The 19689-nt window shown below is 59.0% G+C and carries 19 protein-coding genes; 7 read left to right on the top strand and 12 right to left on the bottom strand.

The features are described from left to right. The 5 genes from ACR0E2_RS04850 to ACR0E2_RS04830 all read right to left on the bottom strand — a co-directional run bounded on the left by ACR0E2_RS04850 (position 1) and on the right by ACR0E2_RS04830 (position 4596). Positions 1 to 1374, bottom strand: a complete 1374-nt coding sequence (locus tag ACR0E2_RS04850; RefSeq protein ID WP_480445437.1) for a pyruvate dehydrogenase complex E1 component subunit beta — start codon at positions 1372 to 1374, stop codon at positions 1 to 3. 15 nt (positions 1375 to 1389) lie between these two features. After that, positions 1390 to 2379, bottom strand: coding sequence for a pyruvate dehydrogenase (acetyl-transferring) E1 component subunit alpha (gene pdhA, locus ACR0E2_RS04845; RefSeq protein WP_171115415.1), 990 nt, complete (start codon positions 2377 to 2379; stop codon positions 1390 to 1392). Between the two features lie 170 nt (positions 2380 to 2549). Beyond that, positions 2550 to 2849, bottom strand: a complete 300-nt coding sequence (locus ACR0E2_RS04840; RefSeq protein ID WP_171115419.1) for an FtsB family cell division protein — start codon at positions 2847 to 2849, stop codon at positions 2550 to 2552. A gap of 140 nt (positions 2850 to 2989) precedes the next feature. After that, on the bottom strand, positions 2990 to 3307 hold the full coding sequence (locus tag ACR0E2_RS04835) for a lysozyme inhibitor LprI family protein (protein ID WP_254430079.1): 318 nt from the start codon (positions 3305 to 3307) through the stop codon (positions 2990 to 2992). A gap of 98 nt (positions 3308 to 3405) precedes the next feature. Then, entirely contained in the window at positions 3406 to 4596 is a 1191-nt protein-coding gene (locus ACR0E2_RS04830; RefSeq protein WP_480445435.1) for a phosphoglycerate kinase, read from the bottom strand. A 133-nt stretch (positions 4597 to 4729) separates the two neighbouring features. Between ACR0E2_RS04830 and ACR0E2_RS04825 the strand changes: the two genes are divergently transcribed. Both ACR0E2_RS04825 and ACR0E2_RS04820 read left to right on the top strand, forming a co-directional pair. After that, on the top strand, positions 4730 to 5236 hold the full coding sequence (locus ACR0E2_RS04825) for a peptidylprolyl isomerase (RefSeq protein ID WP_152458298.1): 507 nt from the start codon (positions 4730 to 4732) through the stop codon (positions 5234 to 5236). After that, positions 5229 to 5786: a peptidylprolyl isomerase gene (locus ACR0E2_RS04820; protein WP_171231444.1), complete on the top strand. Its 558-nt coding sequence runs from the start codon at positions 5229 to 5231 to the stop codon at positions 5784 to 5786. Before ACR0E2_RS04825 ends, ACR0E2_RS04820 begins: the two co-directional genes overlap by 8 nt. Positions 5787 to 5848: 62 nt before the next feature. Here ACR0E2_RS04820 and aqpZ read toward each other — a convergent pair whose 3' ends face one another. The 6 genes from aqpZ to ACR0E2_RS04790 all read right to left on the bottom strand — a co-directional run bounded on the left by aqpZ (position 5849) and on the right by ACR0E2_RS04790 (position 10943). Continuing rightward, entirely contained in the window at positions 5849 to 6538 is a 690-nt protein-coding gene (aqpZ, locus tag ACR0E2_RS04815; RefSeq protein WP_480445433.1) for an aquaporin Z, read from the bottom strand. Positions 6539 to 6651: 113 nt separating this feature from the next. Continuing rightward, positions 6652 to 7461: a M90 family metallopeptidase gene (locus tag ACR0E2_RS04810; RefSeq protein ID WP_480445432.1), complete on the bottom strand. Its 810-nt coding sequence runs from the start codon at positions 7459 to 7461 to the stop codon at positions 6652 to 6654. A 121-nt stretch (positions 7462 to 7582) separates the two neighbouring features. Then, positions 7583 to 8083, bottom strand: coding sequence for a bactofilin family protein (locus tag ACR0E2_RS04805; RefSeq protein WP_117868644.1), 501 nt, complete (start codon positions 8081 to 8083; stop codon positions 7583 to 7585). Further along, complete coding sequence (locus ACR0E2_RS04800; RefSeq protein ID WP_171115427.1) at positions 8073 to 9404, bottom strand: DUF5930 domain-containing protein; 1332 nt, start codon at positions 9402 to 9404, stop codon at positions 8073 to 8075. The genes ACR0E2_RS04805 and ACR0E2_RS04800 overlap by 11 nt, the downstream gene beginning before the upstream one ends. A 174-nt stretch (positions 9405 to 9578) precedes the next feature. Continuing rightward, the gene (locus ACR0E2_RS04795; RefSeq protein WP_480446180.1) at positions 9579 to 10397 is read right to left on the bottom strand and encodes a ferritin-like domain-containing protein; all 819 of its coding nucleotides are present in this window, start codon (positions 10395 to 10397) and stop codon (positions 9579 to 9581) included. A gap of 84 nt (positions 10398 to 10481) precedes the next feature. Further along, positions 10482 to 10943: a peroxiredoxin gene (locus ACR0E2_RS04790; RefSeq protein ID WP_170343959.1), complete on the bottom strand. Its 462-nt coding sequence runs from the start codon at positions 10941 to 10943 to the stop codon at positions 10482 to 10484. A 68-nt stretch (positions 10944 to 11011) separates the two neighbouring features. On the opposite strand from ACR0E2_RS04790, the gene ACR0E2_RS04785 reads away from it, so the two are divergent. The 4 genes from ACR0E2_RS04785 (at position 11012) to ACR0E2_RS04770 (ending at position 17555) form a co-directional block, all read left to right on the top strand. Then, on the top strand, positions 11012 to 14398 hold the full coding sequence (locus ACR0E2_RS04785) for a YhdP family protein (protein ID WP_480445430.1): 3387 nt from the start codon (positions 11012 to 11014) through the stop codon (positions 14396 to 14398). Between the two features lie 42 nt (positions 14399 to 14440). Further along, on the top strand, positions 14441 to 15487 hold the full coding sequence (gene queA / locus ACR0E2_RS04780) for a tRNA preQ1(34) S-adenosylmethionine ribosyltransferase-isomerase QueA (protein WP_480445428.1): 1047 nt from the start codon (positions 14441 to 14443) through the stop codon (positions 15485 to 15487). Positions 15488 to 15598: 111 nt separating this feature from the next. Next, complete coding sequence (locus tag ACR0E2_RS04775) at positions 15599 to 16870, top strand: MFS transporter (protein ID WP_480445426.1); 1272 nt, start codon at positions 15599 to 15601, stop codon at positions 16868 to 16870. 109 nt (positions 16871 to 16979) lie between these two features. Next, positions 16980 to 17555, top strand: coding sequence for a DUF924 family protein (locus ACR0E2_RS04770; RefSeq protein WP_480445424.1), 576 nt, complete (start codon positions 16980 to 16982; stop codon positions 17553 to 17555). Between the two features lie 43 nt (positions 17556 to 17598). On the opposite strand, the gene ACR0E2_RS04765 is transcribed toward ACR0E2_RS04770, so the two are convergent. Next, the gene (locus ACR0E2_RS04765) at positions 17599 to 18033 is read right to left on the bottom strand and encodes a hypothetical protein (RefSeq protein ID WP_480445422.1); all 435 of its coding nucleotides are present in this window, start codon (positions 18031 to 18033) and stop codon (positions 17599 to 17601) included. 213 nt (positions 18034 to 18246) lie between these two features. Here ACR0E2_RS04765 and lpdA point away from each other — a divergent pair, with 213 nt between their 5' ends. Continuing rightward, a complete protein-coding gene (gene lpdA / locus ACR0E2_RS04760; protein ID WP_480445420.1) occupies positions 18247 to 19641 on the top strand; it encodes a dihydrolipoyl dehydrogenase in 1395 nt (464 codons plus the stop codon). The last annotated feature ends 48 nt before the right edge of the window (positions 19642 to 19689 follow it).

Genomic DNA, 19689 nt, shown 5'->3' with positions numbered 1-19689 from the left:
TTACCGGTAAGTCACTTGTTTGACGGCTTCGATCACCTCGTCCGTAGTGACCAGGGCCAGCTTTTCGAGGTTTGCGGCGTAGGGCATCGGAACATCCTTGCCGGTGCAGTTGATGACCGGCGCGTCGAGATAGTCGAATGCTTCCTGCATCACGACGGATGAGATGTAGCTGCCGACCGAACCTTGCGGCCAGCCTTCTTCCACAGTCACCAGACGGTTGGTCTTCATCACCGAATTGATGATCGCACCGGTATCCATCGGACGGATGGTGCGCAGATCGATAACCTCGGCGCTGATGCCTTCTTCGGCCAGCCTGTCGGCGGCTTCCAGCGCGTATTGCATGCCGATGCCGAAGCTGACGATGGTCACGTCCGAGCCTTCGCGCCAGATGCGGGCCTTGCCCAGCGGCACGGTCAGGTCATCGACCTGCGGCATGTCGAAAGTGCGACCATAGAGGATTTCGTTTTCCAGAAAGATCACCGGGTTGGGGTCGCGGATGGCCGATTTCAGCAGGCCCTTGGCGTCGGCTGCGGAATAGGGCATCACCACCTTCAGGCCGGGGATCTGCATGTACCAGGCGGCATAGTCCTGGCTGTGCTGGGCTGCCACGCGCGCGGCGGCGCCGTTGGGGCCGCGGAACACGATCGGACACCCCATCTGACCGCCGGACATGTACAGCGTCTTGGCGGCCGAATTGATGATCTGGTCGATCGCCTGCATCGCGAAGTTGAACGTCATGAACTCGACGATCGGCTTCAGCCCGCCAAAGGCCGACCCAACGGCGATGCCGGCAAAGCCGTGCTCGGTGATCGGTGTGTCGATCACGCGTTTGGGGCCGAATTCGTCCAGCAGACCCTGGGAAATCTTGTATGCGCCCTGATATTCCGCGACCTCCTCGCCCATCAGATAGACATCTTCGTCGTTGCGCATTTCTTCGGCCATCGCGTCGCGCAGAGCTTCGCGAACGGTTTCGGATTTCATCTCGGCATCTGCCGGCCAGTCGGGCGACAGGTCGACCACCGGCGCAGCGGGGGCCGCAGCGGCAGGAGCGGGGGCCTCGACCGCCGCAGGGGCGGCTTCGACCACCGCTGCGGCTGCGGGTGCAGCCGCGGTCACGGCCGAGGCGTCTTCGCCTTCCTCGACCAGAACCGCAATCGGGGTGTTCACCTTGACCCCTTCGGTGCCTTCGGCGATCAGGATCTTGCCGACGATGCCCTCGTCGACGGCTTCAAATTCCATTGTCGCCTTGTCGGTCTCGATTTCGGCCAGGATGTCACCGCTGGATACGGTGTCGCCTTCCTTGACCAGCCATTTGGCCAGCGTGCCCTCTTCCATCGTGGGCGAAAGGGCGGGCATGAGAATTTCGGTTGCCATGTCTTATTCGTCCTCTCAGGCGTAAATGTCGGTCCAGAGCTCTTCAACGGCGGGCTCGGGGCTTTCTTTCGAGAATTCGGCGGCTTGGTTCACGATCTCTTTGATTTCCTTGTCGATCGCCTTCAGGTCATCCTCGGTCGCGTGTTTGCCGGTCAGCAGCAGCTCGCGCACATGTTCGATCGGGTCGCTTTGTTCGCGGACTTTCTGAACCTCTTCGCGGGTGCGGTACTTGGCCGGGTCAGACATCGAGTGCCCGCGATAGCGGTAGGTCTTGACCTCAAGAATGTAAGGGCCCTTGCCGGCGCGGCAGTGGGCAACGGCCTTTTCACCAGCGGCTTTGACGGCCAGCACATCCATTCCGTTGACGATCTCGCCGGGGATGCCGAAGGCTTCGCCGCGCACATAGATATCGGGTGACGAGGTCGAACGCGCCTGCGCTGTGCCCATGGCGTATTGGTTGTTCTCGATCACGAAAACCACGGGAAGATCCCACAGGGCGGCCATATTGAACGTCTCATAGACCTGGCCCTGGTTTGCGGCACCGTCGCCGAAATAGGTAAAGGTCACGCCGCCATTCTCTTTGTACTTGTCGGCAAAGGCCAGACCTGCGCCCAGCGGAACCTGCGCGCCGACGATGCCATGGCCCCCATAGAAATGCTTTTCTTTCGAGAACATGTGCATCGAACCGCCCTTGCCCTTGGACAGGCCGCCTTCGCGCCCGGTCAGTTCGGCCATCACGCCGCCCGGATCCATGCCACAGGCCAGCATATGGCCGTGGTCACGATACGATGTGATCCGCTTGTCGCCGTCCTGTGCTGCCGCTTCGAGCCCGACAACAACCGCCTCTTGACCGATGTACAGGTGGCAGAACCCGCCGATCAGACCCATGCCATAAAGCTGACCCGCCTTTTCTTCGAATCGACGGATCAGAAGCATCTCGCGGTAGTATGTCTTGAGTTCTTCCGCAGAAACATTTGGTTTCTTTGTGGTTTTTCGCGCAGCCATAGTGGCGATCTCCCCCTTTCGGCAAGATAGTTTAGCGTTAAACTATCTCATAAAGCATTTGGGGCTTTCTGGCGAGGGGAAATGTGACGCAGCGTCCGCGCGGGCGTGGCGCAGCCGACAGGCAAAGCGGTGCGACGATGGTCCGAAGGCGTCCGGCAGCCCAAAAAGGATCAGCGGATCACGATCTCATCCGCCCGGATCATGCCAAGAACCGAACGCGCCTGCTGATCGAGCAGGTCAAGATCCAGATAAGTGTCGGACAGGCGCCGAGTCAGGTTTTCCAATTCGGCGATTTGGGCATTCAGCTTTTCCAGGTCCTGTGACAGGGCGTCCCGTTCCGCAGCAATTTCGACCCGCCGAAACAGGCCATAGTCACCTTGTACGGCGGCAAAGGTGAAATACACACCAAGCATGAAAGCCACCGAGAAGAAGATGATTGAGCCCAAACCGGGCCGATGGGAACGGGACACTCTGTTTACCGCCGTATGAAAACCAGCCTCAAAAACGTGCCCTTTGCGAGCATCTGAACACACTATGTCACAGGTGATTCGGGTTGTGAATCCCCTGTTTCGATTTTTTCATCAGTAATTTAAGCGCGTCCTGATCCGCGTCAGCGCCATGATTCTAGCGCCTGATTTCGCGCGACGGTCTGTTCTTTCATGCAGGTCCAGTAGAACATCGGCGCAGCGCTGCCGCCGCCCGACAATTCCTTGTCACAGGTTACGTCTCGGGCCTTCAACCAGGCACGTTGTTCGGTCAGAAGGGCATCACCGTCGCCGCGCGCATCAGCTGCGGGCTTGATCTGAGCCCACAGCCGGTTGAGTTCACGATCTGCGGCCTCCCATTGTTCCTTGGCGCAGAAATTGGCGTCAAGCTGGGTTTGGCCGCCGCAACTGGATTGAGCTGCGGCAGAGCAGGGCAGGATCATTAGGGCAAGAAGGTAAATTGGCTTCACGGCAATATCCCCCGTTCAAAAGGGGATACTACCATGGACCATATCAGGCGATCAAAGGCGGCAAGTGGTGCTTACTGATCCAGCGCTGCGACACCGGGCAGCGTTTTGCCTTCCATCCATTCCAGAAACGCGCCACCCGCGGTCGAGATATAGGTGAAGTCCTTGGCGGCACCCGAGGCGTTCAGGGCAGCAACCGTGTCTCCACCTCCGGCGACCGAGATCAGCTGGCCCGAACGGCTGAGCGCGGCCGCTTTTAAGGCGGCGGCATTGGTGGCGGCGTCGAACGGTTCCAGTTCGAATGCGCCCAGCGGTCCGTTCCAGATCAGGGTTTTGCTTTTTTCGAATATCTCGATGATCGCGGCCACGCTTTCTGGGCCAGCGTCCAGGATCATGTCATCGTCGGGGCATTGATCCGCAGGCAAAACCTGATGAGGGGCATTGGCTTCAAACGTTTCGGCAACCACGACGTCACGTGGCAGAACGATCTGACAGCCGGTGCTTTCGGCCTTGGCCAGAATTTCGGCAGCGGTGTCCTTCATCGCAGTTTCGGCCAGCGATTTTCCGACGCTGATACCTTGCGCGACGAGGAACGTATTGGCCATGCCGCCACCGATCACCAGATAATCGACCTTGTCGATCAGATTGCCCAGCAGTTCCAGCTTGGTCGAAACCTTGGCCCCGCCCACAACCGCTGTCACGGGGCGTTCGGGCGCGCCCAACGCGCTTTCCAGTGCCTGCAACTCGGCCTGCATCAAACGACCGGCGCAGGCGGGCAGCAGGCGCGCGATGGCCTCGGTCGAGCTGTGGGCCCGGTGCGCCGCTGAAAACGCGTCGTTGCAGAATACGTCGCCCAGCCTGGCCATACCTGCGGCCAGATCAGCATCGTTCTTGGTTTCGGCCGCGTGAAAACGCGTGTTCTCAAGTAACAGCACCTGGCCGGGCTGCAACGCCTGCGCCGCCAGTTCGGCCTCGGTTCCGACACAGTCGGCGGCAAACAGGACTTTGGTGCCAAAAGCGCTTTCGAGGGTCGGAACCAGTTGCTTGAGCGACAGGTTCTCGCGCCGCTCTCCTCCGGGGCGGCCGAAATGGGCCAGAAGGATCGGTTTGCCGCCTGCGGCCAGAATATCGCGCACCGTCGGCACGATTCTCTGGATGCGGGTGGCGTCGGTCACAACACCGTCAACCACGGGCACGTTGATATCCACACGCACAAGTACGCGTTTGCCGTTCAGGTCCATATCGTCCAGTGTTTTCCAGCCCATTGTGCGATCCTTGTCATTGGCAAATGATTTAGGCGGTTCTTTTCCTGCAATTTGCCCTCAGGTCAATGCGTCACTTGGCATTCGTACGCGTGCGTCATAGGTATTTGCGCAAGATAAACGACAGGAGGGCCTCATGGCCGAGATCAAGGATCCCGAAAACACGATCATCATCGAGCTGAAAGACGGCAATGTCGTCATCGAGCTGCTGCCGGATGTGGCGCCTTTGCACAGCGCGCGGATGAAAGAACTGGCCCGCAGCGGAGAATACGACAACGTGGCCTTTCACCGAGTGATCGACGGCTTCATGGCCCAAACCGGTGACGTGCAGCATGGCGACATGGAAGATGGGTTCAACCTGCGTATGGCGGGCACCGGCGGTTCGTCGCTGCCGAACGTGCCGGCAGAGTTCTCCAAGCTGCCCCATGATCGCGGTACGCTGGGCGCGGCCCGGTCGCAGAACCCGGATTCGGCCAACTCTCAGTTCTTCATCAACTTCAAGGACAACCACTTCCTGAACGGTCAGTACACCGTTTATGGCCGTGTCATCGAAGGCATGGAGCATGTGGACGCGATCGTTCGTGGCGAGCCGCCTGCGAACCCCGACCGCATGATCAGCGTCAAGGTGGCCGCAGATGTATAAGCTTGCCGCCGCCTTTGCCTTGCTGGCAAGCCCGGCGCTGGCCAGTGGTTTGCAGATCGAGGTCGAAGGGGAAGGGGCCAATGGCACGATCTCCATCGATCTGTTCGAAGATGTCGCGCCGAAGCACGTGGAACAGATCACGGTACTGGCTGCGGACGGCAAGTATGATGGTGTGGTGTTCCACCGCGTGATCGAAGGTTTCATGGCCCAGACCGGCGATGTTCAATACGGCAATTCCACCGCGAACGGCTTTGACATGCGGTATGCCGGGCGTGGTGGGTCAGACCGCCCGGATCTGCCGGCTGAGTTTTCTGATCTGACCTTTGATCGTGGTGTGGTCGGCATGGCCCGGTCGCAGAACCCGGATTCAGCCAATTCGCAATTCTTTATCATGTTCGAACCCGGCCCGTTTCTGGACGGTCAGTACACCGTAGTCGGTCAGGTGACCGACGGTATGGACGTGGTGGATGCGATCAAACGGGGGCATTCCCAGACCGGAGCGGTTACGGGACAGCCCGACGTGATGAAAAAAGTCACCGTCACCGAATGAACCGAAACAGCCCGGCGTTCCAAAGAGCGCCGGGCTGTTCCTTATGGTCGATTGAACGAAACTCAATCGTCTTGTGACATCGCTTTCCAGATGACAGCACCGATCGCGCCGCCGATCAGCGGGGCCACCCAGAACAGCCACAGCTGTGACAGGGCAGGGCCGTCGGCAAACAGGGCGACGCCTGTGGACCGGGCCGGGTTGACCGAAGTGTTGGTGACCGGAATTGATACCAGGTGGATCAGGGTCAAGGCCAGACCAATTGCGATGGGGGCGAAACCGTCCGGCGCCTTGTCCGAGGTTGCGCCCAGGATGATCAGGATGAAGAAAGCGGTCATCACGATCTCGATCACCAGAGCGGACATCAGAGAGTACCCGCCGGGTGAGGCCTCACCATATCCGTTGGACGCAAATCCCCCGACGCCGGCGAAGTCGGGCGCACCGCTGACGATCAGATACAGAACCAGTGCGGCGGCGATGGCGCCGATGACCTGAGCGATCCAGTAGGGCAGCAGATCCTTTGCCGGAAACCGCCCGCCGATCATCAAGCCCAGGCTGACCGCTGGATTGAAGTGCCCGCCCGAGATATGGCCAACCGTGTAAGCCATTGTCAGAACCGTCAGGCCGAAGGCGAAGGAAACGCCAAGCCACCCAATGCCGACATCTGCAACGCCCGCGGCCAATACGGCACTGCCGCAACCTCCGAGAACCAGCCAGAAGGTGCCGAAGAACTCGGCCAGTAGTTTTGATGACATGAAATTTCCTCCACAATGCAATGAGCTTAAGTGTAGTTCATAAATTAACTTTTGTTAAATTGTGCAGAACGGGGAATTTTACCGGCACCCTCGCACCAGGGGTCGAAAAGCCCTTAGCGCCATTGAGAAGGGTCCACGTGAAACAGCTTGGACAGTTGCTTGTAAACCTCCGGGTCCGACCTGCGCAGGGCCTTTGGTCGCTCAAAGAACACTTCAACCGAAACGGCGAAAAACTCCTCGTGCCCTTCCGCGCCATAGGGGTCGATTACGGTTGGCTGCCCGGATTCGACGGCGCGGACATGCGCGTCATAGGCTGTCAGGAATGCGGATTCCCATTCTGAAAAGCTTTGGTCGTCGCTAAGTACGGGCACTCCGTTGGCCGACCCTGTCAGATCGTCGATCTGGTGTGCAAATTCGTGAAACACAACATTTTGGCCGTCATGATCGTTCATGGCCCCGCGCTGGCTATGCGCCCAGGACAGGATCACCGGGCCGCGGTTCCAGCTTTCCCCTGTGCGCACGATTTCCTTCTCGGTGACGACATAGCCGCTGTGACGGCTCTGTCTGGATTTGAATGCGCTGGGATAGATCAGAATGGTGGTCAGGCTGTCATACCAGAGATCGGTATTCACTACCAGCAGGCAGGCTTGCGCGGCGATGGACAGTTGCATGTCTTCGGTAACGTCCAGACCCTCGCACCCGATGAATTCAACCTGATCCAGGAACAAGTTGATCTTGCCCTCCAGCTTTGCGCGCAGGCTTTGCGGCAATTTCCGCAAAATCGGGACCTGAGCGTCGACAAGCTGCCGTTGTTTGTCAGTCAACGGCGCGGCCAACAGGGCGTGGCGCGCCTGTCGTTTGGACCAGAAATAAAAGGCCAGACCTGCGGCGATCACCGCAATAAGTGTCAGAAAAATCAACATGGCCCGACCCTAACGTGATCCCGGCGGGATCAAAACAAGTTTCCCGGGTATAGGCTGCGGTGCAAGAAAGAAACGCCGCTGGTCTCCCTGCGGCGTTTCCGATCTGACCTGATGGGTCGAATTACTGTTTGACGTCTGCTGCCGGGTTCGATCCGGCTTTGGCGCTGCGGCCCGGATTCAGCGGATCGTCCTGTCGCTGTACAGACCCTTCGAAATGCGCGCCGCTTTCGATGGCGATGGTCTTGTGGATGATGTCGCCTTCGACACGTGCGGTCGATGTCAGACGCACCTTGAGGCCACGTACGCGACCCACGATACGTCCGTTGATCACGACGTCATCTGCGGTGACTTCACCTTTGATCGTTGCCGATTCACCAATTGTCAGAAGGTGAGCGCGGATGTCGCCTTCGACTGTGCCTTCCACCTGTATGTCACCAGAGGTTTTGATATTGCCAGTGATGTGCAGATCCGAAGACAGAACCGACGCAGGCGGCTTGGGCTTGGGTGCGGTGGCAGGTTTCGACTCGGTCGGTGCAGGGGCCGCTGGGGTCGCCGGAGCGGCTGGTTTGGCCGCCTCGGGTGCCTTGGATGCGGGCTCGTTGATTTTGCTTTTAGAAAACATTTCTCGCAGCCTTGATGTAAGTCATTGGGTTTACGGGTTTTCCGTTCACGCGCACCTCATAGTGCAGATGCGTGCCGGTCGACCGTCCGGTGCTACCCATATCAGCAATATGATCCCCGCGCGAGACCCTTTGACCAACCTTCACGTTGATCTTGGTGTTATGAGCGTAAAGTGTCTCAATTCCGAATGCGTGCTTGATTTTCACAAGCCGTCCGAAACCGGATTGCCAGCCTGCATGGGTAACGACGCCGTCTGCGGTCGCAAAGATATCCGTGCCTTGCGGCCCTGCGAAATCGACCCCGTTATGCATCCGGCGACCACCGGTTTTGGGGTCGCGCCGGCTGCCATAGCCGCTGGTGAAACGCACGGCCGAATGTACAGGATTGGCAAAGGGGGCCTTTTCCGCCGCAAGTCGGTAAAGGTTCAGCTGATCCATCTGTTTCAGCAATGTATTCGCGCGGGCTTCCTCGGCGGACAACTCGTCCACCTCACCGCGCGTGCTAAGGGATAAAGGGGTCAGCGGACCGCCCATACCGCTATATCCGCGCCGGACCTCTTCGATGATACGGTCTGTTGGCATTCCCGCCTGACGGAACATCTTGTCCAGCGGCTCGACCGAGATCACCATGGCCTCTTCCAGCTGCCGGAAAATCTCGTCGCTGCGTTCCTGCATCAGGCGGATTTCCAGCTCAAGATCATCGCGCTGGTCCAGTGCTTGCCGGGCGTCGGCGGCGATCTGATCGCGTTCCTCGGCCGTACGCGCCAGAGCGTCTGTCATGAAGGCCATCTGAACCGGCGCGCTGGAGGCCGTTACGTACATGTCAGCGTTGCTGTTTTCCTGCTTCAGCGCCGCCAGTTCCTTCCGCGCATCTTCCCGCTGTTTCATGGTTGTGCGCAGCGTGGTCTGAATGACTTCGATCCCCGTCTCAAGTTCGCGACGGCGGTTTTCCGAGGCCAGCAGTTCGGACTGCATGGCGGATATCTGTTCCAGTGCGGCGTTGAAACGATCCTGAGCGGCGAGGGCTTCCTGCGCACGGGCGTCGCGTTCTGCGGACAGGACATTCAATCGTTCCTGATAGGTTGCCTGGTCGCGTTTCGCCTGTTCCCGGAAGTTGCCCGAACCGATGCTGTCCATCAGCAGAATGGCAGTTGCGACAGCGGTCCATCCGACCATGACGGCAACACCGGCCACCGCGACCACCTGCGTTTCCGAGCTGAGACGGATAAAACGTGTATCTTTGTCAGACTTCAGAAAAACCCGGCGTTCCGGAAAGTACCGTTCAAATGCGGAGTGTATTTTTATTGCCAGACGTGTTCGCACGCGTCCTACCTCTCATCCCCAAGATCGGGACCGGTTGTGAGTGCCGGCCGCTCCTTGGGCCGACTGCATAAAGGGCAGGCAGCGTTCGGGCAAGTTTGTTGATCAGTCTGGCGCCAACTGCGTAGAAATCCCCCCAAAGATCGGCGGGAAATTGCCGAAAAGCATGTTGAGGCGTCAGTTGGTGATATCGCCGGGCGCGGGTAGGTCTTCGGTCAGCGGCCAGTAGAAATCGGGCGGCAACCCGGCCTCGGCCCGTTTTTCCTCGTTGAAGGGTGGTTTCAGGACGCCGTGGAAATACCGGCGTACCAAAGCGTGAAACACATCCTTGGGGTCCGCGTTTTCACGGCCACACAGGAAATGAAACCACTTGGACCCATAGGCGACATGGCCGACTTCTTCGGCATAGATCACCTCAAGCGCTGCAATGGCCTGTTCGGCCTTGGCCTTGCGAAAGATCTCGATCATGCCGGGGGTCACATCCAGACCACGCGCTTCGAGCACCATCGGCACGACCGCAAGCCGTCCCATCAGGTCGTCTGCGGTGTCCTCGGCCGCGCGCCACATTCCCGCATGGGCGGGCAAGGCGCCATAATGGCTGCCCATTTGTTCCAGACAATCGCAGACCATCTCGAAATGGCGCGATTCCTCTTCGGCGCATTTTACCCAATCGTCATAAAACCCGATCGGCATCGGCACATGGCCAAAGCGGGCAATGATATCCCAATGCAGATCGACGGCGTTCAGTTCGATATGCGCCACGGCGTGCAAAAGGGCGATGCGGCCCGCCTCGGTGCCCGGTTTGCGCTTTGGCACCTCGCGCGGAGACAGGAGTTCGGGCCGTTCCGGGCGCGCGGGCCGCAGCGGGGGTGACGCCGTCCCGATCTCGATCGGGGGCGCGTCGCCCTTGCGCGAGGCAAACCACGCGGCGGCGTGCTGTTTGGACAGGGCGGTCTTTTCCCGACCTTCCGCCGTTGCAAGAACTTCGGTCGCCATCTGGGTCAGCGATTTGGACACCATTATTCTCCGCCTGGTTGATCCTGTGGCTCTTAAACCGGATGGCGACCGTGGTCGAGGGCGTTACAGCGCGCGCACGGCTTCCAGCACCTCGTCCACGTGGCCGGGAACTTTGACCTTGCGCCAAACGCGGGCAATTTTGCCTTCGGGGTCGATGATGAAAGTCGAACGCTCGATCCCCATCGATTTGCGCCCGTACATGTTTTTTTCGACCCACACGCCGTAGTCTTCACAGACGGTCGCGTTCTCATCCGATAACAGCGGTGTGGTCAGCCCATGCTTGGCGACGAATTTGTCATGTTTGGCGACGCTGTCGCGCGAGATGCCGAAAACTTGAGCGCCCGCATCGGCAAAGGCCTGAAGTTGTTCCGAGAAACCGATGGATTCCTTGGTGCAGCCCGGCGTATCATCGCGGGGGTAGAAAAACAGAACCACGGTGCTACCGCGCAACGCCGAAAGCGTCACCTCGCCGCCGCCGTCGCGCGGCAAAGTGAAGTCAGGGGCGATGTCTGAAACGTCGGGCATTGGAAACTCCGCTAAAGGTTTTTAAAGGCTGCCTGATATCATAGGGCAACGCGTGCGGGTTGGAAGGCGTGGATAGCAATTTGAAGCAGCACGAAGACGGTGACGGAGCACGGCCCGTCAAGCCCGCGCGCCGCCGGTCTCGCCGCCGGGCAGCGGGTCTGTGGGCCATGCGCGGCACTTTCGTGCTGGTACTTCTGGCGCTGTTCACCGGTTTCATGGTTGTCGGGCAAAGAATGCACGCCCCCGTCTGGTTGCGGGACAGGGTCGAAGCGCGGCTTGAACAGGCATTGGGTGGGCTGCAAATCCGGTTTGGTGATGTCAGTTTCATCATTCACGAAGGATGGCGCCCCCGTCTGCGTCTGACTGATGTGGCCATCAGCGACGCTGAGGGTCGGCAAATTGCGCAGGTGTCCGACATGCGCGCCAGTCTGGCCATGCGCCCCTTGTTGCGGGGTCATGTCCGACCCAAAAGGATCATTCTGAGGGGGGCGCAGATCGCCGTGACCCGAGACGAGGACGGGGCGCTGAGCCTTACGGTCGGGTCCGGCAGCGCACCGGTGCAGGAGGCCCCGAACCTGGCACAGCTTATCGAGGCTTCGGATCAGGTCTTCCTGTCTCCGGCCCTGTCTGCACTGACTTCAGTCGAACTTGACGCAATCACACTGGATTATCGCGATCTTAGGCAGGGGCGGTCCTGGATACTGGACGGTGGGCATATTCAAGCCAACCGAGCCGGCAACGAAGTGCGCTTGGCGACCGGGTTTTCGGTTCTGGCGGGGCGTGACTATGTCAGTGCCATCGAGGCCAATTATACAAGTGTTCTGGGCACACCTGCCGCACAATTCGGAATCTCGGTCACCGATCTTCCGGCCGAGGACATCGCGGGCCAAACGCCTGCCCTTGCCTGGTTGCAGGTTCTGCGGGCCCCGATCTCGGGTGCCTTGCGCGGTGGTGTCGACGAAAACGGAGCGATCGGAACTTTGTACGCCACGCTGAATCTGGGGGCGGGGGCGGTGCAGCCAAACCCGGAAACACGCCCGGTTCCCTTCGAATCCGCGCGCACCTATTTCACCTATGATCCCGAAGACCAGATCCTGGATTTCAACGAAGTTTCGGTGGTCTCGGCCTGGGGTGAGGTTCAGGCTGACGGAAAGGCGTATCTGGAAGGTGCAGAAGATGGCGTGCTGGACAGCCTGTCTGCACAGTTGCGGCTGTCCGGTATCAACGTGAACCCGGCAAACCTGTTCCCGCAACCTCTTCAGCTTTCGCGGGCCAGCCTGGATTTCAATATGGCCCTCAACCCGTTCCGGCTGCATCTGGGTCAGATGACCATAGAAGATCCGGGTCACACGGTGCGTGCCTTTGGCGTCCTGACCGGGCGGCCGGATGGCTGGGCCGTCAAGCTGGACGCACATCTGGATCAAATGACGTCGGACAAGGTTCTGGGATACTGGCCCGAACGTCTGGCCCCGAAACCGCGAGAGTGGGTGACCGAAAACCTGTACGAAGGGGTCCTTTCGGATATGGACTTTGCCCTGCGCCTGCTGCCCGGATCGAAACCGGATCTCTATCTGGATTTCGGATTTGAAAAGGCGAAGATCCGGTTTGTCAAAACGCTTCCGCCGATCGAAAAGGCGCAAGGTCAGGCCAGCCTGATCAACAGCAGGTTCACGGTCACTGCGCAGCAGGGCGTCGTGATTGCGGATGACGGCGGTGCTGTGGATGCGTCGGGGACGTCCTTCATCATACCCGACACGGATATCAAGAAATCCGCGCCTGCGATTGCGCGCATTCAGGCCAAAGGCAGCGTGACGGCTGCGTTGTCGTTGTTGGACCGGCCTCCGCTGGAATTGCTCAGCAAGGCGGGGTTGCCCGTTGATGTGGCGAAAGGAACGGTGTCGCTGGCCGGAACCCTTTCCCTGCCCTTGAAAAAGGGTCTCAAGTTTGACGAGACCGAGTTCCATTTTGAAGGCCGGCTGGCAAACCTGTTCAGTGACCGCTTGGTGCCCGGATTTGACGTCAGTGCTGATCTTCTGGACCTTTCTGGTGATCAGTCCGGCGTTCAGCTTCAGGGGCAGGGGCAGTTCGGGGACGTACCGCTGACGGCGCTCTGGCGGCAGCCGATAGACGGCAAGTCGGAACAGCGAAGCACCCTGACCGGTCAGATCGAGCTGTCGCCGCGATTGATGGATGAGATCGGCGCCGGTCTGCCTCCGGGGATGCTGACCGGCAAAGGGATTGCGGATATCACATTGGGGCTCGGCGCCGGGGTTGCCCCGAAATTGTCCGTCACGTCTGATTTGCAGGGTGTCGCGCTGGCCATACCCGAACTTGGTTGGAGAAAGGGGGCCAATTCGACCGGCTCTCTGACGGCCGAAGCGACTTTGGGGTCGCAGTTGAAGGTGGATAGTCTGCGCATAAATGCAGCCGGATTGCGTACATCTGCCTCCATTACGTTTCGTGAAAACGGCGAATACGACCGGGTTCGCTTCACCTCTTTTGACCTGGGCGATTGGCTGGCAGTTCCGGCAGAGCTGATCGGGCGCGGAAACGCCATGCCGGATATCCGTGTGCTTGGCGGCGTCCTTGATATGGGCCGCGCGAATTTCGGCGAAAGCGGCGGATCGGGCGGCGGGGGCGGCGCCGGGCCGAAACTGGACGTGGCTCTGGATCGCCTTCAGGTTACGGAAACCGTCGCGCTGACCGGGTTCCGGGGCGCATTTCAGACGACGGGCGGAATACAAGGGAACTTCACCGCGCAGGTCAATGGCGGCGCGCCGGTCAGAGGGCAGGTCAGCCCCAGAGGGAACCGAAGTGCTGTTGACCTGACGTCGCAAGATGCGGGGTCCGTGCTGCGATCGGCCGGAGTACTGACACAGGCGCGGGGCGGAGAAATGAATCTCAAACTCGAACCTGTGACGGCACCGGGTAGCTATGACGTGATACTGAAAATCACCAACACGCGGATAACCGACGCCCCGGCCATGGCGGCCTTGCTGAATGCCATCAGCCTTGTGGGCCTGTTGGATGAAATGGCCGGACAGGGTATCTTTTTTGCAGCAATCGACAGCCGGATGCGTGTCACCCCCACAGACATCAAAGTGCTCAGCGGCAGTGCCGTCGGCCCGTCGATGGGCCTGTCTTTTGATGGCACCATCGATACGGTGAACGGCTTGCTGAACCTGCGCGGTGCGATCTCGCCCATATACCTGCTCAACGCAGTTGGCAGCGTGTTTACGCGCAAGGGCGAGGGCGTCTTTGGATTCAACTACACCCTGACCGGCCCGCTTGCCTCGCCCAAAGTTTCGGTAAATCCGTTGTCCGGTCTCGCCCCTCTGTTCCTGCGCGACCTGATGCGTGCCCCGGCACCCAAAGTTCAGGATGGTCCGAACGCAGTGCCGCAGAAACCGGATGAACCCAAACGCACATTCGGCTCATCCCCAAGTGACCGCTGACAGGATATGGCCGAATCTGATGCAGGGTTGTAAGGCGCGGGCATGAAACTTAGCGATTTTGATTTCCATCTGCCCGAAGACCTGATCGCCACGCGGCCGGCCAGCCCGCGTTCCTCTGCGCGCTTGCTGGTGGCGCAGGGGGATGCAATCACGGACAGCCATGTTTTCGACCTGCCCGATTTCCTGCGGCCGGGTGACCGGCTGGTGTTGAATGACACACGGGTCATTCCGGCGCGACTGAACGGCCGACGCCACCGGGACAGCGCGCAGGGGCCGGTTTCCGCAGGGATCGAGGCCACTTTGCTTGATCCACAGGCCGATGGCACGTGGTCTGCGTTGATCAAGCCGCTCAAGAAGGTGAAGCTTGGGGAAGAGATTGTCTTCTCGGATGATCTCAGCGCCACGCTGGACAGAGTTGCGGATGGCCAGGCTTATCTGCGCTTCAATCTCAGCGGCGAGGATTTCGACGCGGCGCTGGATCAGGCCGGAGCAATGCCTCTGCCGCCCTACATCGCAGCCAAACGTCCGGCTGATGAACGGGACAAGACGGACTATCAGACCATCTGGGCAAATCATTCCGGTGCCGTGGCCGCCCCGACCGCATCCTTGCATTTCGACGAGGCGCTGATGAAGGCGCTGGCAAAACGGGGGGTAAGCTTCACGCATGTGACGCTGCACGTGGGGGCAGGGACTTTTCTTCCGGTCAAGGTTGAGGATGTCACAACACACAAGATGCATGCTGAATGGGGGCAGGTAAGCCCCGACGCCGCCGCTGAGATACAGGCAACCAAGGCCGCCGGCGGGCGGGTGATCCCGGTGGGGACAACGGCTTTGCGACTGATCGAAAGTGCGGCAAGGTCAGGAAAGATCGAACCCTGGGAAGGCGACACGGATATCTTCATCTATCCCGGTTTTGAATTCCACGTCACTGACGCATTGATGACCAATTTTCACCTGCCGAAATCCACGTTGCTCATGCTGGTTTCGGCGCTGATGGGGCAGAATCGGATGCGCGATGTCTACGCGCATGCCATCGCCCGGAAATACCGGTTCTTTTCCTATGGCGACGCGTCGCTTTTGATCCCTTGAGAGGCGCGGAAACAGCATCGCGGATCGGGAATGTCGTAGACAAGCGCGACGTAGGCGGTCTTTGATCGCAGAACGACACTAAAATCAGGTTGGCATTAGTCGGAGGCCCCAATGATTCAGGTCCTTTCCAGCGCATGGGCGCTGCTGCTCGGCATGGGGTTGCTGATGGTCGGAAACGGCCTCCAGGGCACGATTCTGGGTGTGCGGGGTGAGATCGAAGGCTTTTCGACCCTCGAGATGTCTTTTGTCATGTCGGCCTATTTTCTGGGCTTTCTGGGCGGCTCACGCCTTGCGCCCGAGATGATCCGGCGCGTTGGCCATGTGCGGGTCTTCGCGGCCCTTGCGTCGTTTATTTCGGTCGTGATGATCATGTATCCCATGCTGACCAACCCGATCGCGTGGGCCTTGGGCCGGGTGGTGATCGGATTCTGTTTTTCGGGCGTGTATGTTACCGCCGAAAGCTGGCTCAACAATGCGGCCAGCAATGAAAATCGCGGGCAGGCGCTGTCGCTCTATATGATCGTCCAGATGACGGGGATCATCAGTGCGCAGGCGCTTGTTCTTGTCGGCGACCCGGCTGGTTACGAGACCTTTGTGATCGCCTCGATCCTGGTTTCAGTGTCCTTCGCACCGATTTTGCTGTCGATCTCGCCGACACCGGCCTTTGATACCACCAAACCGATGACCTTGAAGAAACTACTTGAAACATCGCCTCTGGGCTGCGTGGGCATGTTTCTTCTGGGGGGTGTGTTTTCCGCGCAGTTCGGCATGGCGGCGGTGTATGGCGCCCGGGCAGGGCTGTCGCTTGTTGAAATTTCAACCTTCGTTGCGGCGTTTTATATCGGCGCTGTGGTTCTGCAATACCCTTTGGGCTGGTTCTCTGACCGTATGGATCGCCGCTTTCTGATCCTGCTTGTGGCGCTCGCCGGTGCCGGTGGCGCAACGATCGCTATGATGATGGGCGGATCGTTTCCAATTCTGCTTGCTTCGGCTTTCCTGATCGGCGGTATGTCCAACCCGCTATATTCACTGCTGATTGCGCATGCGAATGACTTTCTGGATCACGAGGATATGGCGGCCGCATCCGGTGGGCTGGTATTCATCAACGGTCTGGGCGCGATTGCCGGGCCGGTGATCACCGGCTGGCTGATGGGGGATGCCGTATTCGGGCCACCGGGCTTTTTTCTCTTTATTGCGGCACTGTTACTCGCAATGGCACTTTACGCCCTGTATCGGACGACGCAGCGGGCATCGATACCCGTGGACGAAACCGGCACGATGTCGACGCTGTATCCAACGGCCTCGCCAGTTGCGTTTGAAGTGGCACAGGAAGTCGCCATCGAAGCCGCCGAGGCCGAACAGGCCGAGCAGGAAGATGCCTAGGACACAGGATTATGTCGCAAGTGTTGCAATATGTTACTGTAACAGTTCTGTAAAACGGCCTTAAATGACGTTACGTCCAAACTACGGGCACAAGACGGAGTTTAAGGCAATGGTAACGCCTGAAGAAGTATTGAGTTTTTGGTTAGATGAGGTGGGTCCAAAGGGCTGGTACATAGAGGATGAAGCGCTGGATTCAGAAATCCGCGCACGTTTTCAATCAACGTGGGAGGCTGCGGCCGAGGGCAAGTTTTCGCTCTGGCTGACCTATCCCAGCGGGTCACTGGCTTACATAATTTTGACGGACCAGTTTCCACGCAACATGTTCCGCGGGCAAGCGCGTGCTTTCGCGACGGACCGAGCGGCCCTGGCAGCTGCGAAATGCGCGGTGGACAGAGGTTGGGACAAGAAGATCGGTGAACCGGCCCGGCAGTTCTTTTACCTTCCGATGATGCATTCGGAAAATCTGTGCGATCAGGAACGCTGCGTGCGTCTGATCTGTCAGAACCTAAGCGGCGATACAAGCAATCTGCTGCACGCCCGTGCGCATCGTGAAGTGATCCGCAAGTTCGGTCGTTTCCCTTACCGGAACAAAGCACTGTCGCGCAGCTCGACCCCCCATGAAGAGGCTTATGTCGACATGGGCGGCTATGGCAGCACCGTGCGAGAGCTGCAAGCAATGGCCTGAGACCGTACAAAGGTTTTGCGCCTCTGTTGTTAGTGCGGGGGCTTCAGGCTCCCGGCTCGCATCCTTTGAACGACAAGACCCGTTCGGACGCGATGTCTGCTCCGGTCTGAATGGCTTGGGCGATCAGAACCTCTGGTGTCTCGGCAAGTTCAGTGAACCGCTCCTGCGCAGTTTGCAGCTTTTGGTCAACTGCGTTCAGGCGGCGCAATGTTGCCTGAAGGTTTTGCGCGGCTTGACTGTCAGTGATCTGGTTCTCATTCCTCAAGGTCGCCAAATCCTCACGCAATGCGGAAAGTTCTGCCCGAATGCCCTTCGCCTCATCCCGAATAGGGGCAAGAACCTGCACGGCCTCTGAGAATTCCGCCGAGACGCTTTCGACTTTCGATGCCAGCTTCCAGCCTAAAAACAAGCACAGCGCCACAAGTATCAAAGTTGCGTTTAGCAGAGCAAGCGCCAGATCTTTTAGTGTTTTGGCCATGGTAAACCCCTTGAATTCAATGTGTTCACAAATGTCCGAGCGGCGTCGGCGTTTCTGTTCTAGCCATAGCATGGGCCTGCGTATAGGCTGAAATCCGCATATTCAGGTAAGGTTTACCCTGCGTCTCATTTGTCGCGGGAACGCGTGTTGATGCGTTTCTGAAAATAGTTTAATGGTAAACTAAATTTTCACCACCTGCGCCGAGAGGAACACATGGCTGCACAATCCTATGATCTGATCGTAATCGGGGCTGGCCCCGGTGGCTATGTCGCCGCCATCCGTGCGGCCCAGCTTGGTCTGAAAACCGTCGTGGTAGAGCGCGAGCACCTTGGTGGCATCTGCCTGAACTGGGGGTGCATCCCGACCAAGGCATTGCTGCGGTCCTCCGAAGTGTTCCACCTGATGGAACGCGCCAAGGATTTCGGATTGAAGGCCGACAAGATCGGTTACGATCTGGACGCGGTCGTCAAGAGGTCCCGTGGCGTTGCCGGGCAGCTTTCGGGCGGCATCGGCCATCTGCTGAAAAAGAACAAGGTCGCCGTGGTGATGGGTGAGGCGACGATCCCCGCAAAAGGCAAGGTCAGCGTCATAACCGACAAGGGCACCGAAGAACTGACGGCCAAGAACATCATTCTTGCAACCGGCGCACGGGCCCGCGAACTGCCCGGTCTCGAGGCTGACGGCGATCTGGTGTGGACGTACAAGCACGCGCTGCAACCGCCCCGGATGCCAAAGAAGCTGCTGGTCATCGGCTCGGGCGCGATTGGAATCGAATTTGCCAGTTTCTACAACACGCTGGGGGCCGACACGACGGTGGTCGAGGTGATGGACCGCGTGTTGCCCGTGGAAGATGCGGAAATCAGTGCCTTGGCTAAGAAAGCCTTCACCAAACAAGGCATGACCATCATGGAAAAAGCCATGGTCAAGCAGTTGGATCGCGGCAAGGGCAAGGTTACCGCTCATATCGAGGTCAAGGGCAAGGTTGAAAAGCACGAGTTCGACACCGTTATCTCGGCTGTCGGGATTGTTGGGAATGTCGAAAACCTCGGGCTCGAGGCGTTGGGCGTCAAGATCGACCGCACGCACGTGGTGACGGATGAATATTGCCGCACCGGCGTCGATGGCCTTTATGCGATCGGTGACATCGCGGGCGCGCCTTGGCTTGCACACAAAGCCAGCCACGAAGGTGTCATGGTTGCCGATCTGATCGCGGGCAAGCATGCGCATCCGGTCAAGCCCGAAAGCATCGCCGGATGTACCTATTGTCAGCCGCAGGTGGCCTCGGTGGGATATACCGAAGCCAAGGCCAAAGAGCTGGGGTATGACATCAAAGTCGGTCGCTTCCCCTTCATTGGCAACGGCAAGGCCATTGCTCTGGGCGAACCGGAAGGTCTGATCAAAACCGTGTTCGACGCCAAGACAGGCGAACTGCTGGGGGCCCATATGATCGGCGCGGAAGTTACGGAACTGATTCAGGGCTATGTGGTTGGGCGGCAGCTGGAGACCACCGAAGAAGACCTGATGAACACGGTCTTCCCGCACCCGACTCTGTCAGAAATGATGCATGAAAGCGTGTTGGATGCGTATGATCGCGTGATCCATATGTAACGTCATACGCGTGTTGCGGTCGGGCAGGGGGCGCTGCCCCCGCCTTGC

It is taken from the genome of Ruegeria sp. A4, from assembly GCF_056543025.1.
Note: the sequence above shows the minus strand (reverse complement) of the source record. Positions and strands in the feature narration are given on the sequence as shown.